This is a genomic window from Methylobacterium sp. A49B, assembly GCF_053346215.1.
In genome coordinates, this window is record NZ_JBKFBO010000096.1 from 24,524 (window position 1) to 41,198 (window position 16,675).

The 16,675-nt window shown below is 70.9% G+C and carries 15 protein-coding genes; 5 read left to right on the forward strand and 10 right to left on the reverse strand.

All coding sequences use genetic code 11. The annotated features are described in order from the left end of the window. Positions 1-133 precede the first annotated feature (133 nt). From ACLBX9_RS14325 to ACLBX9_RS14340, 4 genes are all read right to left on the reverse strand, one after another. Positions 134-958: a DUF4344 domain-containing metallopeptidase gene (locus ACLBX9_RS14325; protein WP_447719394.1), complete on the reverse strand. Its 825-nt coding sequence runs from the start codon at positions 956-958 to the stop codon at positions 134-136. 24 nt (positions 959-982) lie between these two features. Then, positions 983-1,378, reverse strand: a complete 396-nt coding sequence (locus ACLBX9_RS14330; protein WP_447719395.1) for a hypothetical protein — start codon at positions 1,376-1,378, stop codon at positions 983-985. 715 nt (positions 1,379-2,093) lie between these two features. Continuing rightward, positions 2,094-2,651 carry a hypothetical protein gene (locus tag ACLBX9_RS14335; protein ID WP_447719529.1) on the reverse strand — a complete coding sequence of 186 codons (558 nt, stop codon included), beginning with the start codon at positions 2,649-2,651 and terminating at the stop codon, positions 2,094-2,096. A gap of 486 nt (positions 2,652-3,137) precedes the next feature. Then, positions 3,138-3,788, reverse strand: a complete 651-nt coding sequence (locus ACLBX9_RS14340) for a BON domain-containing protein (protein WP_010683034.1) — start codon at positions 3,786-3,788, stop codon at positions 3,138-3,140. A gap of 178 nt (positions 3,789-3,966) precedes the next feature. Between ACLBX9_RS14340 and ACLBX9_RS14345 the strand changes: the two genes are divergently transcribed. Further along, complete coding sequence (locus tag ACLBX9_RS14345) at positions 3,967-4,257, forward strand: hypothetical protein (protein ID WP_158168856.1); 291 nt, start codon at positions 3,967-3,969, stop codon at positions 4,255-4,257. 53 nt (positions 4,258-4,310) lie between these two features. Here ACLBX9_RS14345 and ACLBX9_RS14350 read toward each other — a convergent pair whose 3' ends face one another. From ACLBX9_RS14350 to ACLBX9_RS14375, 6 genes are read right to left on the reverse strand one after another with little or no spacing between them, the layout of a single operon-like run. Next, a complete protein-coding gene (locus ACLBX9_RS14350) occupies positions 4,311-4,508 on the reverse strand; it encodes a hypothetical protein (protein ID WP_447719396.1) in 198 nt (65 codons plus the stop codon). Continuing rightward, positions 4,505-5,671: a VWA domain-containing protein gene (locus ACLBX9_RS14355; protein ID WP_447719397.1), complete on the reverse strand. Its 1,167-nt coding sequence runs from the start codon at positions 5,669-5,671 to the stop codon at positions 4,505-4,507. Before ACLBX9_RS14355 ends, ACLBX9_RS14350 begins: the two co-directional genes overlap by 4 nt. Further along, a complete protein-coding gene (locus ACLBX9_RS14360) occupies positions 5,668-8,013 on the reverse strand; it encodes a DUF5682 family protein (RefSeq protein WP_447719398.1) in 2,346 nt (781 codons plus the stop codon). Before ACLBX9_RS14360 ends, ACLBX9_RS14355 begins: the two co-directional genes overlap by 4 nt. Positions 8,014-8,023: 10 nt before the next feature. After that, on the reverse strand, positions 8,024-9,133 hold the full coding sequence (locus tag ACLBX9_RS14365) for an ATP-binding protein (protein WP_010683030.1): 1,110 nt from the start codon (positions 9,131-9,133) through the stop codon (positions 8,024-8,026). Beyond that, positions 9,130-10,728 carry a DUF5691 domain-containing protein gene (locus ACLBX9_RS14370; protein WP_010683029.1) on the reverse strand — a complete coding sequence of 533 codons (1,599 nt, stop codon included), beginning with the start codon at positions 10,726-10,728 and terminating at the stop codon, positions 9,130-9,132. Before ACLBX9_RS14370 ends, ACLBX9_RS14365 begins: the two co-directional genes overlap by 4 nt. Further along, entirely contained in the window at positions 10,728-12,089 is a 1,362-nt protein-coding gene (locus ACLBX9_RS14375) for an SWIM zinc finger family protein (RefSeq protein WP_447719399.1), read from the reverse strand. The genes ACLBX9_RS14370 and ACLBX9_RS14375 overlap by 1 nt, the downstream gene beginning before the upstream one ends. 1,041 nt (positions 12,090-13,130) lie before the next feature. Between ACLBX9_RS14375 and ACLBX9_RS14380 the strand changes: the two genes are divergently transcribed. Genes ACLBX9_RS14380 through ACLBX9_RS14395 form a run of 4 tightly spaced genes read left to right on the forward strand, consistent with a single transcriptional unit; the run spans position 13,131 to position 16,643 of the window. Then, positions 13,131-13,940, forward strand: coding sequence for an N-acyl homoserine lactonase family protein (locus ACLBX9_RS14380; protein WP_447719400.1), 810 nt, complete (start codon positions 13,131-13,133; stop codon positions 13,938-13,940). A 12-nt stretch (positions 13,941-13,952) separates the two neighbouring features. Then, complete coding sequence (locus ACLBX9_RS14385) at positions 13,953-14,279, forward strand: NIPSNAP family protein (RefSeq protein ID WP_447719401.1); 327 nt, start codon at positions 13,953-13,955, stop codon at positions 14,277-14,279. Positions 14,280-14,329: 50 nt separating this feature from the next. Beyond that, positions 14,330-15,202, forward strand: a complete 873-nt coding sequence (locus tag ACLBX9_RS14390; RefSeq protein WP_447719402.1) for an NAD(P)-dependent oxidoreductase — start codon at positions 14,330-14,332, stop codon at positions 15,200-15,202. Positions 15,203-15,206: 4 nt separating this feature from the next. Further along, positions 15,207-16,643: an aldehyde dehydrogenase family protein gene (locus ACLBX9_RS14395; protein WP_447719403.1), complete on the forward strand. Its 1,437-nt coding sequence runs from the start codon at positions 15,207-15,209 to the stop codon at positions 16,641-16,643. The last annotated feature ends 32 nt before the right edge of the window (positions 16,644-16,675 follow it).

The following is a 16,675-nucleotide window of genomic DNA, read 5'->3' on the forward strand; positions in this document are numbered from 1 at the left end:
GCTCGGGTGCGATCGAGGGCGGTTCGCGCCGGACGTCGGGGCGTGTCGATCCTGGTCGAACCGATCGTTCGTCTGACGATTTCATACGGCAGACGGGGTGCGGGTCGCGGCGTTGGCCGATCCCTGCACCGCTTCAGAACATCCATCGGAACGCGCGCCGGACGCGCGCGCGCCCGATCCGGCCATCGCGCAAATGGGGCCGGAAGAGCTTCTGCAGGGCGTAGGCCGCGAGGTCGTACTCGGCCCGACAATTCGCGGCGCGTGCCTTAGGCAGGGCACCCGCTTCGACGAGATAGCCGAAGGCCCTGCGGTCGGCGCCGTAGGCGAGGCAGAGCAGGTTGTAGAGGCGCTGCCCGGCGAGGCTGTGATCATCGGCCAGAACCGCTTGATCGGGCGTCTCCTCGGCGGCTTGGGTGCGCAGGAGATAGGCCGCGCCGTCGATCGCGTGCCGTGCCTGAGCGGGCGGCAGTTCGAGCAGGACGAGCGCGGCGAACTGGTCGGCCGCGTCCTCCTCGCGGCCGAGTACGGGCACGTCGAGGAGATCGTACAGGGCATGGCCGAGTTCGTGCAGGAAGATCTGTGCGACGGGGCCGAAGATCGCGTCGCGTTGGGTGACACCGGTCTCGGGGTGGTTCCTGGACGCACGATCCCGCACCTCCCGGACGTACTCGTAGCAGACCGTGACCGTCCGGCTTCTGGGTGCATACCAGGCGTTGGCCTCGCCGCAGGCAGCCAGTCGCAGCGTCAGCGAGCGCGGCGGACGCATGGCTTTGACGATCGCCTGAAGGCCTTCCAGGACCCGGCGCGCCTTGAGCTCCCGGTGGAGCGCGCGTGTCTCCTCGTCAATGGGACGCTGATAGGCGATCCGGATCGCCGCGCCCGTCGAGCGGGCCGCATGGGTCGGCGGAGCGCCGATCACGAGCGCCAGGCTCGCCGCGAGTCCGACGGCACGCCACATCCGGCACCCTCTGGGCCACGGGTTTCACTGCGTCAGGACGCGCACGATCCGGTGTGATCCAAGATCGACGATGACGGCCTTTCCATCCGGCGAGATGAAGTAGCCGTAATGACCCATTGGCGTGAGGCCGGGGATCGACTGGTTGCGGAAGGATCCCATCTCGATCCAGTCGGGGATGCTGCTGCCGATCCCGACCCGCCGGCCGATCCCGTTCTCCGCGGTGTATCGGGGTCCCGTCTCGAACAGGGCGGCGATCGTGACCGGGACGCCGCCGAGTTCGATCTCCCCGGTCAAGCCGCCGCGCGGATTGACCTGCAGGGTGAGCGGCTGCGCGTGAAGCGGCGCACAGATCGCCACGGCAAGGATGCCGACAGTGACCTGCGGTAAAATTCGTCGCTTGCTTTGTGTCTCCATTGACATGGCAACCTCCAAAACATGCCCACTGAGGAGCGGGTGTCGTTAAATCCTCCAGATTATTAGATCATCCCAAAGCACGTGCTTGATCGCCTGCGACAGGATCCCCGCTCCGCCGCTCCGATGCTCGCCGACCGCGGCCTGCACCGTCCTGCTGGATGAGGGTCGCGATCATCTGCGCGGCGCCGGAGCCCTCACGTCCGAGAGCCGAAGCCTGATGACGAGCGGCCGGCCCTGCGCTGAATCAAGGCTGGAGCTTCAGCGGCGGGTACGATCGGCGGGCAGCAGGAGGCGAAGCCATCATGAAGCGCGAGCTCCCCGCGAGCCTGAGCGAGGACGACGTGAACTCCACCCATCTGGATCGGGATTACGCCGCAACGGACTCGTTCAACGGGGTGATCGCGCACAGTCTGTGAAGCGGATCGCTGATCTCGGCGGTAGTCGGCACGGAGCTGCCCGAGCGCGCTCCGCCGAAAGGGGTGCCGGTTCGGCGGAGAGCGCGCGGCGGCGCGAGGGCGCGAGGGCGCGAGGGCGTTCTCCGAATTTGAGCCTGACGCGGCGAGCGACAAGCCTCTCACCAACTGAGAGATGCGCACCTGACGGTGGACCTCGCTCGGACCCCCACCAAGCCTGGAGCCGTTCCCGATCGGGAACGGCTCCAACGTCCTGACTCGACGGACTCCTTAGCATCGAGCCGATGCTCCCGGTGGCCGAACGCGCTCTAGCTGCCCGCGAGCGTCTCGGGCTCCGTCTCGCTCGCTTTCCCGAGACCCAACCACGCCTTCATGGCTGCAGGTAACGAGCGGATATGCTTCTTCGTGAGCTGGTCCAGCGCGCGCGCCGCGTCCAGCCGGGACGCCGCCACGTCCATGCCGAGCGGGTCCGCCTGTCGGCCGATCGCCAGGACGCCTTCGAGGATGGCGAGCCCCCTGTCGAAGGAAGATGGGTCCCAATGCATCCGGTCGTTGCCGACGCGCCTGTCGATAAACCGGGCGCGCTCCAGCTCCACTTGGCGCGAATCCGCGCAGGCCAGGCGGGTCACGAACGGCAGCAGCCGCTGCCGGTCCGCATCGGTCGCCTCGTCGTTCAGGCGCAGGGCCAGTTGGCAGATCGGACGCGAGAAGCAGTTCGGCATGCGGCTGACCGAGGCGACCGGTTGGTATGGGAAGCCGCAGGCGACGATGGCCGCCTCGTTGATGCAAGTGCCGCCGTCGGGGCCGGGAAACCGGTGCGAGCCTCGCAGGAGCTTCCAGTTCAGGAGATGATCGAAGCCGTCCATGGCGAAGAACTCCTTCGGCTGCATTCCAACATCACATCCGCTCGGGCCGGACGGGGTCTCAGATCTCCCGCCGGGTCCAAGCTACCCGTTCGCTGCCGTGGCTCATCCGGCGCGCGCCGTCGTCGGTCCGATGCCAGTGCTGGCTGAAAATCAGCCAAACCGAAGCCGACGCCACCGGCCGCGCACAACGCCGTCAGCGCGGCCGGATCCCGGCCGTTGTCCATGCGGCGGCTCGACGGGCGCTCGTGCTGTCTCGACAGCATCGCCTGCCGCAGGGCGTTGGGATTCCTCACAAGGTCCTGCAGGCCCCGTCCGGCAGGGTCGGAGATCCGGCCGGCCAGCTGGTCGTCCCCGGGGTGATGCGGGCCGCGTCTGCCGTCAGGCTTTCCGACCTCGCGGGAATGGCCGTTCGTCATAGTGCGTCTTCGTGGCTGTCTGCGGATAAGGCGACGGCCGGTCGGGTCTCGGCCTGTCGGAACGCTCGCGTCAGGCAAGGGCGACGATACGGTCCTCGACGGCGCGCACGCCCGGCACCGACCAAGCCGCGCGTTCCGCCGAGTCCCGCTCCGCCCAGGCCGAGACGGCCCCCTCTAGGATGACCCGGTCACCCGAGACGCTGACCTTGATCGCGTCGGCCTCGAACATCGCGCTGCGCCGGAACGCCTGAAGGATCTTGTCCTTGACCGCCGTCGGCGGAATCCGCGGCCTGACCTCGATCAGGTTCGTCACCCCGTGCACGCCCGACAGCTTCCGAACCGCCGCCTCGGCGCCGGCCATCTGGTACTGCCAGTCGACCGTCCCGGTCAGCGTCACCCAGCCACCCGAGACCTTCACCTGGATGCAGTCTTTGGGCAGATGCACCGACCAGTCGATGATGGCCAGCGCCCGCCCGGCGATCTGGTCGTCGGCGACCTTCCTGTCATCTGCGTAACGGACCGCGATGTCCTGGGCGATGGCGCGCACGCCCCGCACCCGGCGCACGGCGCGCTCGGCCGCCACCTTCTCGGCATAGCTTCCGACGTGGCCCGTAAGGGTGACGACACCGTCAGCCACCGCCACACCGATGTCGCCTGCCTGGAGGCTCGGTTCGAAGTCGAGCTCGTCGAGCACGTCGCGGCGAAGATCCTTGTCGATCATCGCGTCCCTCCTGGCATTCCTCCGGGAGGTTTCTCGCGGAGTATGCCGCGGACTCTGCCCGCCCCGCGCCGATGGGCGTTGATCTAGCGCAACGTCGACGCCTTCAGCCTGAGCGGACACGCACCATCCGCCAGCGCCCCCTGCGCGGCAGCGCAGTGCCACCAGTCCGGGCCCTGACTTGACGGAGATCAAGGCTGCCGGATCGCGCCTCAGCTTCAAGCCATCCTGTCAGGAGGACGCCAAGAGGACAAACGCAATGTCGCCAACCGATATTCGTCTCGCGGTCGAAGCGCACAGAGAGGCGGTCGACGCATTGGCCGGATACTGCGCCGATTATCCCATGATCCCGCGGTACATCATCGCGAACCACATCGCCTTCGAGGTGGCTCATCGGATCCGCTCGGGCATCAGATCGCGGGAGCGGCTGGTGCGCTACGGGATCGAGGCGGTTCTGATGGACAAGTATTGAGCGATTGCGTCCAGCCGCTGCTCTGCGCGTAGGGGGTATGCGCCGGTGCCGCGTCAGGTCAGTGGCGGTTCGGATTCGCCGCGTAGGGCCGCCACCGTCCCGGCGAAGCCGTCGAGCAGGGCGGCGCGGCGCAACCTCAGGGTGGAGGTGAGCGGGCCGGCCTCGACGGTCCAGGGCGTGTACAGAGCCGTACGGCTTGCACCCTGGGGGCTGCTCGCGCAGTCCCGCTTTCGCCACCGGGTCGCGGTCACGCGGTGCGGGGACCGGCATCGGCCGCCACCGCCGCGATGCCGGCCGACGCCGCCCAGGCCTCAAGGTCCGCCTTTCGGATCGCGGCCGCCATGAGGTCCGGGAAGAGATCGGGCGTGCACGCGAAGGCGGGCACGCCGAGGGCGGCGAGGCGGGCCGCCAGCGACCGGTCGTAGGCGGGCGCGCCCTCGTCGGAGAGCGCCAGCAGCGCCACCACCTGCACGCCCGACGCCACGAGGCGCTGGGCCTGCGCCAGCAGGCCGGCCTCCACCCCACCCTCGTAAAGGTCGGAGATCAGCACCAGCACCGTGTCCTCCGGCCGCGTGATCCGCGACGCGCAGTAGCCGACGGCCCGGTTGATGTCGGTGCCGCCGCCGAGCTGCACCGAGAACAGCACCTCCACGGGATCGTCGAGGTCGTCGGTCAGATCGACGACTTCCGTGTCGAAGACCACCAGCCGGGTCGCGACGGCGGGCAGCGATGCCATCACGGCGCCGAAGATACTGGAATAGACCACCGAGTTGGCCATCGAGCCGGACTGGTCGATGCAGAGGATCACGTCCTTGAGCGAGCCGCGGCTCTTGCGGCCGTGGCCGAGGCGCGTCTCGGGGATGATCGTGCGGTACTCGGCCTGATAGTGGCGCAGGTTCGCGCGGATCGTCCGGTTCCAGTCGATCTCGGCGTGGCGGGGACGGCGGTTGACGCTGGCGCGGTCGATGGCGCCGTTGACCGCCTGCCGCAGCGGCTCCTCCAGCTTGGCGAGGAGCGCGTCCACGACCTTGCGGACCACGAGGCGGGCCGTCTCCTTGGTGCGGCCGGACAGCACCCCGCGCATCGAGATCAGTGTCGAGACGAGGGCGACGTCGGGGACCACCGCCTCCAGCATCTCGGGCTCGGTGAGCATGCGCTTCAGGTCGAGCCGGTCGAGGGCGTCGCGCTGCATCACCTGCACGACGGCCGCGGGGAAATAGTCGCGGATGTCGCCGAGCCAGCGCGGTACGGAGGGGGCCGAGGAGCCCAGTCCGCCCTGGCGGTCGGAATCGTAGAGGGCGCCGAGCGCCCGATCGAGGCGCAGGTCGCGCTCCGCGAGGGCGTGGCCCGTCCCCTCCGCCGGGCCGCCGCCCAGGACGAGGCGCCAGCGGCGCAGGCGTTCGGTCTCGCTCATGGGGCCGCCTCCGGCGTCTCCAGGCCGGACTCCGCCGGCACGGGCGCGAACAGCAGGCGCAGGATCGGCATGACCGTCGCGGCCCGCGCGGCATCGTGGAAGCGACCGGGCAGCGCCTCTCCCGCGCCCGCGCGTCCCGGATTGCCCAGGACGGCCCCGATCGCGCGTCGCTCCGCGGGCAGGATCGTCGCGAAAGTGCGGCGCAGCAGGGGGAGGAGCTCGGTGAAATGCTCCTCGTCCAGGGCGCAGAGCCAGTTGTCGAGGACGGCGAGCAGGTCCTGCCCGTGGAGCAGCGCCGTGCCGCTGTCCTCGAGAAAGCCCTCGATCCAGGCGGCGGCCGCGGCGGCACTGGCCGCGCGCGACAGGGCACGGCCGAGGCGCGCACCGGCCTGCGCGGCGTCGAGGACCCGCGCGTCGAAGAGCAGGCGCACGGCCCGGCCGACGACGCGGCCATGCACGTGCTCCTGGTCGGCGAGCGCCCCGAGCGCCTCGCGCCAGGGATCCGTGAGCTCCGGATCGTCGAGGAGGGCGAGCGCGCCGGTGACGGCGGCGATGCGCGCCTTGGCGGCGGCGGCCGCGTCGTCGTCGAGGCTCTGGCAGGCGGCGACCAGTCCCGCAGCGGCGCGCGGCACCAGACCGCGCACGGCCGCGCGCACGGGGGCGGTGTCGGCACTGCGCACGGACCCGTAGCGGGCGAGCTCGGCGAGCGGCGGCAGGGCCTCCATCAGGTCGAACACGTCGGCCGACAGGGCGGCGCGGTCCTCGATCGCCCCGATCACCGCGGCGGTGGCCTCCGCCAGATCGGCGTCGAGGAGGGTTCCGATAAGCGCCGCGAGGTCGGCGACCCGGGTCGCCTCCTTGGCCCGGCGGGTCACCTGCGCGGCGGCGGCCTCGGCCACCGTCCCGCCATCCGCCGAAGCCGCCACGAGGTCCACCACCCATTCGGGCTGCCAGCTGAGGAACCACGCCTCCTTGAAGGTGCCCCGCCCGCGCGCCGTCCGCCGGGTGCCCCAGGGTATGCCGAGCAGCGCGAGCCGGTTGAGGAAGTGGCTGCGGGCGAGATCGGTCTCCTTGCGCAGGTCGAGGACGATCTCGCCCGCATCCGAGCCGGGCTTCAGGCGCAGGCTCTTGCAAGCCCGCGCGAAGTCCATCTCGACGGGGGTACCGGGGCTGTCCGGCGGCGTGGCGCCGAGGCGCTCGCCGATCACCAGCTTGCGCCGGATCAGCGCCATCGGCGCGGGGTCGGCGAAGCACAGCGTCGCCTGCGCGGCCTCGTCGAGATCCTCCAGGGAGGGGCGGGCCCGACCGCGGAGGCCGGCGAGCGCGTCGGCAAGGCGCGCGGCCTCGATCACCGAGGCCGGCGAGGCGTCGAGATCCTCCGCGCGCAGCAGCGCGGCGGCGCGCGCCAGCCAGCGGGACGCGATCTGCTCCCCGTGGTTCCAGAGCGTGTCGTACCATTCGGGGGAGAGCACGCCCGCGCGGTAGCCGCTCGCGGTGGCCAGCCGCTCGTAGGACCAGGGCGCCCAGGCGCTCGCGACCTTGGTCTTCGGCAGTCCCTTGAGGGTCGCGGCATCGGCGGCGGATTGCCCCCGCGCATCGTGGCGCGCCAGGGCCGGCACGTGCCATGCGCCGCACACGACGGCGATCCGCGCGAAGCCGTCTCGCCCGGCCCGGCGGATGGCGCCGCGCATATGCGCCTCGCGCGCCTCCTCGCGGGCATCCGGCTCCGATCCGGTCTCCCGCGGCTCCGGCCCGGTCGTCGCCCGCAGGGCCGCCATCGCCTCTCCGATGGCGGCAAACACGTCCGCGTCGGTGCCTGAACGGCTCTCCACGAAGGCGTCCCACCAGCGCTCGCCGTCGGGGTAGCCCGCGGCCTGCGCGAGTTCGCCCAGCGGGTCGCGCCGCAGCGCGGCCGAAGCCGCCTCCGCCGACGCGACGGCCGCGCCGGGCGGCCCGGCCCCGTCGGGCGCCTCACCCGGCACCGCCTCCGCGGAGTCTTCTTCCGCCGGCTTGCCGAACCCGTCCGCGAGCTGGATCGCGTGCGGCAGGTCGATGAAGCGCACTGCCGCGCCCGCCGCGATCCCGTGGCGCAGCGCGACCCATTCGGGGGAGAATCCCGCGAAGGGGAAGAACGCGCAGTCGCGGGGCCGGTCCGGACGGTAGACGAGGATCGCCACCGGCGGCGCCATGCCGGCCTGCGCGGCGAGCGGGATCAGACTGTCCGCGTCCGGCGGCCCCTCGATCAGGACGCAGTCCGGGACGAAGGCGTCGAGGGCCGCCGCCAACGAGCGCGCGGAGCCCGGCCCGTGATGGCGGATCCCGAAGAGGCGGATGTCGGGCATCGACCCCCGCTCACGCGCTCGCGCGGGCGGCGCGGTAGAAGTCGCGCCAGCCCTCGCGCTCCTTGACCACGGTCTCGAGATACTCCCGCCAGACAACCGCATCCTGCACGGGATCCTTCACCACGGCGCCCGCGATGCCCGACACGAGGTCTTCCGCCGAGAGCCGGCCGTCGCCGAAATGGGCGGCGAGCGCGAGGCCGTTGCCGACGACGCTGATCGCCTCGGCCGTCGAGAGCGTGCCGGAAGGCTGCTTCACCTTGGACTTGCCGTCCTCGGTGACACCCTCGCGCAGCTCGCGGAAGATCGTGACGACGCGGCGGATCTCGTCGGCGCCCGGCGGCTCGGCCGGGATCTCAAAGGCGCGGCCGAGCGAGGCCACGCGGGTCTCCACGATCGCGATCTCCGCCTCGATCGTGGCGGGCGGCGGCAGCACCACGGTGTTGAAGCGGCGCTTCAGGGCGCTGGACAGCTCGTTGACACCGCGGTCGCGGTTGTTGGCCGTGGCAATAAGGTTGAAGCCCTTCCGGGCCGACACCTCCGCGTTGAGTTCGGGAATCGGCAGGGTCTTCTCCGAGAGGACCGTGATGAAGCTGTCCTGCGTCTCGGACGGGATCCGGGTCAGCTCCTCGACGCGGGCGATCGTCCCCGCCTCCATGGCCCGCATGATCGGCGACGCGACGACCGCCTCCCGGCTCGGCCCCTTGGCCAGCAGCAGCGCGTAGTTCCAGCCATAGCGGATCGCCTCCTCGCTCGTGCCCGCCGTGCCCTGCACGATCAGCCGCGATGTGCCGCAGATCGCGGCGGCGAGGTGCTCGCTGACCCAGCTCTTGGCCGTGCCGGGCACGCCGAGGAGCAGGAGCGCCCGGTCGGTGGCGAGCGTCGCCACCGCCACCTCCATCAGGCGCCGCTCGCCGATGTATTTCGGCGTCACCTCGAATCCGGAGCGGAGACGGCCGCCGAGCAGATAGGTGACGACCGCCTGGGGGGAGAGCAGCCAGTTCGGCGGGCGCGGCCGGTCGTCCGCGGCCTTGAGCGCCGCGATCTCCTCGGCGAAGGCATCCTCGGCAGCCTGGCGCAGCCGCGCCCCACCCTGCTGCGTCTGCGTCACGTCCGTCGTCATGTCCGAAGCGCCCTCCCCTCCGCGATCTGGTTACCGAACTCGCGCCGCATGGCGGCGCGCAGTTCCAGGGTCTCGGCCAAGCTGGCGAGTTGCCCGCGCAGGCGACTGCCCTCCCCTTCCGGCAGCCCGGCGAGGATCGACGCGGCCGCCGCAGCGGCCCGCTCGGTCGGGGCCGCGCTGTTGCCGAAGCGCCCGATGATCCAGGCGCGTGTGAGGGCCTCCTGCGCCGCGCCGGTGCCGCGGCTGACGGCGGCGATCCACGACATCAGCGCGTCGGTGAACGTGGGTGAGAAGTGCGGCGGTGCCTTGGCGAGCAGCGGGAGCGCGCCGACCCCGTGGCTGTGCAGCAGGGACGCGACGGCCTCCTCCCACGCCGGGGCCGGCATCAAGCCCACGCTCCTTGCCCACAGGTCGGTGAGCGCGTCGGCCCGCTTCACGCCCGGCAGGCGCCCGTTCCAGGCCATGAACAGGCCTTCGGCCATGGCGTGGATCCACACCGGGTCGCGCTCCCGGCTGACGCAGCGGAGAAAGCCTTCGAGAAGCGGGATCGACCACTCGCTCTGCAGGGCGAGATCGACCCAGAGCCGCGGCGGGTGGTCGGCGAAGGCGCCGAGCGGCGCCGCCGCCAGGATGTCGCGGAGCAGCCCGGCCCGCCGGCCGCCGTCGTCGCGCGCGTAGGCGTTCGGCTCGATCCCGTCGCGGACCAGGTCCGGCGCCTCCTCTGGCAAGGTGACGACGAGCGCGTGCCGCGTGCGGATGAGGAGGTGGCGCCGGCTCTCGATGGCGAGGGCCGTCCGGGCCCGCTCGGCCATGCGAGCCCCCAGCCGTGAGCCTGGCAAACGCGTGAGCAGCCTTTGCGCGCAGGCGCGCACCTCGGCCGCACGGTCGTCGAGGCAGCCTTCGAGGAACGGCTCATCCGCGGGGTTCAGGCCCTCGTCGAGGGCCGACAGGAGTTGGGCGCGCAGCTTCGCCTTCTCGGCCTTGAAGCCGGAGACCAGGGCGTCGCGAGCACCGTCCGGATCGCGTTGGCGGAGGGCGATCAGGGCCCGATAGCGATCGGCGGGTGAGTCATCGACCCTGTTCTCAGCCTCGCCTTCGGCCGCAGCCGCGGCCGCGTCCGGCGCGGCGATCTCCGCGCCGCAGGCTCGCGCGAGCCAGTCGAGTTCCGCACCGGCGATGGATCGGGCCAGCGCGGCCTCGCCGCCGCGCACGCCCGCGAGTTCCGCATGCAACCAGGACGGGGCGCGAAGGCCGGCCTCCGCGGCGAGCGCGAACCACTCCCGCCGCCGCGGTTCCGCGGACGATCCGGCAGCCAAGAGGGCCTGAAGGCGTCGCGCCGCGGCCGGCGGGCATTCCGGGCCGTCCACCGGCCGCTCCGGTGCGGCCCGCAGGGCCTCCGGTCCGAGGCCGGCGGCGGCACGGTGGACAAGGCCTTGCACGGCGATCTGCGCCAGGAGGGCGCCTCCCGGCGCGCCGACGGGATCGAGGCCGGGCAGCGGGGCGTTCGACGCGGCGGATGGAACGCGGTCGGCGCCAAGCAGTGCAGCGGCCAGGGCTGCATCCCAATCCGGATCCGACGCGGCGACGGCCTCCATCAGGCCGCCTGAAGCAGGATCGGACGCATCTCCTGGGGCGGCACCGTGTAGAGCCGCCCGTGCGCGACCAGCGCCAGGGGCGCGAGTCCGATCCCGTCGTACAGGCCGAACAGGTCCACCGGATGTCCTGCCGCGACGGCGAGGAGTGCCGGCAGGTGCGGTGATGCGCGCAGGGGCAGGCAGCCGGTGGCGTCCCCGACCGCGAAGGCCGAATCGTCCGCGAGGCGCCCGAGGCGAACGCCGCAGAGGCGCAGGGGCCACCGCTCAGTCCAGGGCGCCCGTGCCAGCACCGCGGCGAAGACGTCGCGGGCTACTTCGACCGTGCCGCCCCCCGGCAGCGCGACCGACGCCGCCGCGACGGGCCTCCCGTCGCGCAGGACCGCGCGCAGGGCCGGATCGCCGGGATGGAAGGCGAGCGTACCGGAAAAGTCCTGGCCGGCAGCGGGGGTCTCGGGAAGCGGCGTCCCCGGCGGCCCGTACGCGATCACCTGCGCGACGGCGCCCGTGCGGCGGCCCGCGAGCCAGACCGAGCGGGCGACGAGCCGATCCTCCTCCTCGACCGAATGGGCGAGCACCGCCCAGTCATCGTCGTGTCCCGGGCGGGTCGCCAGGGTCTCCGCCGTCACGGGCAGGCCGAGCGCAGCGCGGACGCCGGCAGCCTGCTCGGGGTCCAGAAGGCTGAGGCGACGCGCGGCACGGACGAGGAGGGCGATCTGGCCGACGGCCAGCGCCAGCGCCGCCTCGGGTTTGGGCGCGCCGGGTACCGGGCCCGCGGCTGCGAGCCCTGGCAGGGCCCGCACCCGCCGCGCGAGGCCGGGCACCTGTCCATCCACGAGCCGACCGGCCATCCGGTCGAATACCGCGTAGGGCTCGGCACGCGCTGCCGCGAGCCCCCGGCGCATCAGGTCGGAGAGCCAGAGATCGAGCTCGTCCAACGCTGCGGCGACGCGGTCGGCGCGCGCCTGCCGCCGCTTGGCCTGTGCCTTGAGATCCACCGGCCGATCCGGCTCGCGAGCCCGGCTCTCTGCGGCCGCGGCGCGGTTCTCGCGCCCGGCCATCCAGGCGCTCACCCAGTCCGGCGGCGGGACCTCCGGGAGCGGCGTCGCGGCGTCGATCAGCATCAGCCCGAGGGCATGCTTGCAGGGGAACTTGCGGCTCGGGCAGGTGCATTTCGAGGTCGCCTTCGCGGGATCGGCGACCGTGCGGTAAGGGCTCGCGCCGCTGCCCTTCACCTCGCCGAAGATCGCCGCGCCCGCCCGGCCGAGCCCGCTCCACGTCGCGGGCTTCGCCAGACCTTGGCCCGCCTTGCGGCTCGACGCGTCCGGGGCGAGCGCGAGGATCTGGTCGACGGTGAGGCTCATGCGTCGGCGGATCAACTCATGTCGGGCAGCGTCCGGCGCGACAATCTGCACAATCCGCCTCGGGCGGCAAGCGGAACCGTGAGCAACGTGCAAGATCAGCCAGACTTTGGATCGCTTCCAATAAGGATGTTCGACACGCACATGCGCTGATGGCGCTGACGATGTGGCTCGCTTTGCCGGCAAGCTTGTGAGGCGCGGCGGCCTCAAGCTGCCGATACAAATCTGTTCCGGACCCCGCGACTTTCAGGGCAGCGAGGAGGCGGGTCGAGCGAGTCCCAGGGCTGATGGATCGTCAAGCTCAGGATTTGCAGGCGACGCCGCGCGAAGCCCGGGGCAGTCAATTCGATCTTGGGTCGGCGTTCAGCCAGATCGTGACCTACGCGCCCTGCTGAGATCCAAGAAAAACGAAACGGAAATTGCAGGGTCGGCCCAGATCCAGACAACTTGCTCGAAAGCTGATGTATTCGTAGCGGGAAGGCATGATCAAGTCGGTTCGCTACTTTTAAACTTCGCCGTCTTTCATGGCTCTTTTTCCAAAGCATCTTTGACCTTAGCGCAGACGGAGCAGGTTGGCCGAGGCGCGCACGTGCCGGGTTATCCGGCCCATGCCGTCGTCGATCACAGCGGCGCGCTCATCAATCCGCGCTGCTTCAATGGGTTGTCCTCACCGTGCGCAGAGCCGGCCGGATGCATGTCCGTCCGCGAACGATCCAGAGTTCGCTGATGGGGTGCGCATTTGAGAGCGTCCCCGATCCTGAGCGGCGTCGGTGCGCCGACGGCGTTTCACCAATCCCTCCACGGGGATGCTGGCTCAACACGCGGCCGCGTCAGACTTGGCGGTCCTGTCATGCACGCAGGACCGGACCGAGATCTCGGTTGCCGAAACTCTGGGAAGCCCGGTCAACCCCGAGAACCGATCCCACTTCAGAACCAAAATGACTGATTGACAGATTGTCTGACGAAATGCTCTTTAGCGGTTGCGGATGGCACGCATCCGCGAGGGAGAGCCGAGCGAATTGGCCGCCTGAAGGAAACGCCCGCATGGACGCTGAGATCTTCGAGATCTACGCGATCAAATACGCTCATCATCACCGTATGGCCCGCGAGAACTTCATCGGCGGGGATATCCACGACGGTCCGATGCCGATCGATTATTTTGTCTGGGTCATTCGTGGAGGCGCCAGGACAGTCGTTGTCGACACGGGCTTCGACCGAGCGATGGCCATGAAACGAGGTCGCAACATCGTCAGGCCGATCGAGGAGGGCTTGGCGCGGATCGGCGTCGACCCGCGAAAGGTCGAAGACGTCGTCCTGACCCATCTGCACTACGACCACGCCGGAAACCACGACCTGTTTCCGAACGCCCGCTTCCATGTCCAGGAACGCGAGATGGCCTTCTGCACCGGCCGGTGCATGTGCCACCCGGAGGTGCGCCACCCCTTCGCCGCCGAGGACGTGAAGGCGATGGTGGACCGGCTGTTCCAGGACCGCGTCTGCTTCCGCGAGGCGACCGACACGCTCTATCCGGGGATTACCCTCCACCGGATCGGCGGCCACTCGGACGGCCTACAGATCGTCCGGGTCAGGACCGCCCGCGGCTGGGTCGTGCTGGCCTCCGACGCCGCGCACTTCTTCGCCAATATCGGCCGCCGGCTCGCCTATCCGATCGTCTACAACGTCGGCGACATGTTCGAGGGCTACCGGACGGTCCGGCGTCTGGCCGAGTCCGAGGATCACATCGTCCCGGGTCACGATCCGCAGGTTCTCGCGATCTACCCGCAGGCGTTCGAAGACGCCGCAGGCTGGATCGTGCGCGTCGACCAGCCACCGACTGCCTCACCGACCTACTGACCGGAGGATTCCATGATCGTCGAGATGCGCGTCTACTACTGCGCCCCGACACGACTGCCGGCCCTGCTGGAGCGGTTCCGCTCCACGACGCTCGGCTTTTTCCAGAAATACGGCATCGAGCAGATCGGCTTCTGGACCACGCTCGTCGGTCCCGACAACCACGCGCTCACCTACCTGCTCAAGTGGGACGACATGACCCAGCGCGAGGCGCGCTGGAACGCTTTCCAGGCCGATCCGGACTGGATCGCCGCCCGCGCTGAGACCGAGAAGGACCGGCCGATCGTCGCCCGGATCGAGAACACCTTCCTCGCCCCCACGGACTTCTCCGCCCTGCGCTGACGGGCACACGCGACGCCAGTCGGGTGATCGCCCAGAGGGACATTTACGGCATGGAACAGAGAACCATCGGCGTCGTCGGCCTCGGCATGATGGGCGACCCCATGAGCCGGTGCCTCGCCAAGGCGGGGCACGCGCTCCGCCTGCTCGACGCGGATACGGCCCGGACCGACGCGCTCGCCCGGGACCTCGGCGCGACGGCGCTCACGCGGGAGAATGCGGCCGGGCTCGACCTGCTGATCACGATGCTGCCGAACTCGGCCATCGTGGAGGCGGTGCTGCTTGACGAGGGCTGGGCCGACGCGCTCCCGGCCGGCGCCACCGTGATCGACATGAGCTCATCGGAGCCGGTGCGGTCCCGGGCGCTTGGCGAGACGCTCGCCGGGAAGGGGCTCGGTTATCTCGACGCGCCGGTCTCGGGCGGCGTGCGGCGGGCGGTGGACGGCACGCTCGCGATCCTCGTCGGCGGCGAGGCGGATCTCCTCGCCCGCTGGCGGCCGGTGCTGGAGGCGATGGGCTCATCCGTCCTGCATATCGGCCCGGCCGGGTCGGGCCATGCCGCCAAGGCGCTGAACAATTTCGTCTCCGCCGCGGGCCTGCTCGCCACCGTCGAGGCGCTCCACGTGGCGCAGCGCTTCGGCATCGCGCCGGAGGCCATGACGGACGTGCTCAACGCCTCGTCCGGGCGCAGCAACACCTCCGAGAACAAGGTCAAGCAGTTCATGCTCAGCGGCAGCTTCGCCTCGGGCTTCTCGCTGAAGCTGATGGACAAGGATCTCGGCATCGCCGGAGCTCTGGCCCAATCGGTCGACTACCCGCTCGGGTTCGGCCGGCACTGCATCGAGACCTGGCACGCGATCGCCGGCGGGGTCGGGCCCGCGGCCGACCACACCGAGATGTACCGCCTGCTGGCCGAGGGAGCCTGACACGATGGCGCTCCCGGACCTGAGCCGCTTCTACATCGACGGCGTTTGGGTCGAGCCGGTCGCGGCCCGGCCGTTCCCGCTGATCGACCCCGCCACCGAGACGGCGTTCGGCACCCTCGCGCTCGGCAATGCCGAGGATGTCGACCGGGCCGTGCGCGCGGCCCGCGCCGCCTTCCCGGCCTTCTCGGAGACGGCGCCCGCCGAACGCGTGGCGCTGCTGCGCCGGATCCTGGCGCTCTTCGAGGAGCGGTTCGAGACCTTCGCCGAAACGATCCGGCAGGAGATGGGCTCGCCCATCGGCTTCGCCCGCAAGGGGCAGGCGGCGCGGGGACCGGCGCACCTCAACGCGCTCATCGCGGTGATGGAGCGCTTCGCCTTCGAGGAGGATCGCGGCACCACCCGGATCCGGCGCGAGCCGATCGGCGTCTGCGGCCTGATCACCCCCTGGAACTGGCCGATCAACCAGATCGTCGTGAAGATCGCCCCCGCGCTCGCGGCCGGCTGCACGATGGTGCTCAAGCCCAGCGAGTACTCGGCGGTCAGCGCGATGCTGTTCGCGCAGGTCCTGCACGACGCGGGCGTGCCGCCGGGCGTGTTCAACCTCGTGAACGGGGAAGGCCCCGGCGTCGGCGCCGCGATCGCCGCCCATCCGGGGATCGACATGGTCTCGTTCACCGGGTCGACCCGCGCCGGGATCGAGATCGCCCGGGCGGCGGCCCCGACCATCAAGCGCGTCGCGCAGGAACTCGGCGGCAAGTCCGCCAACATCCTGCTGGAGGACGTCGACTTCGATCAGGCGGTCCGGCGCGGCGTCGCGGCCTGCTGCACCAATTCCGGCCAGTCCTGCTCGATCCCGACGCGGATGCTCGTGCCCCGGGCCCGGATGGACGAGGCGGCCGCCATCGCGGCCGAGGCGGCGGCAGACTTCCGGCTCGGCCCGACCGCGGACCCCGAGACGGATCTCGGCCCGGTGGTCAACCGCACCCAGTACGAGCGCGTCGTCGGCCTGATCCGCACCGGCATCGCGGAGGGCGCGCGGCTCGTCGCCGGCGGTCCGGACCGGCCGGACCACCTCGACCGCGGCTTCTACGTCCGCCCGACAATCTTCGCCGACGTGACGCCCGACATGACCATCGCGCGGGAGGAGATCTTCGGCCCGGTCCTGTCGATCCTCGCCTACGACAGCGAGGACGAGGCGATCGCGATCGCCAACGGCTCGCGCTACGGGCTCGCCGCCTACGTCCAGGGGCGGGACCGCGACCGGGCGCGCGCCGTGGCGCGGCGGCTCATCGGCGGCCAGGTCCACATCAACTACCCGCCCCCGGACGTCCACGCGCCGTTCGGCGGCTACCGCCAGTCCGGCAACGGCCGGGAATGGGGCGAGGCCGGTCTCCAGGAATACCTCGAGACCAAGGCGATGATCGGCTTCGGCCTCGACTGAACCGCCCCGCGCGATGCGGCCGGCGCCCGCGC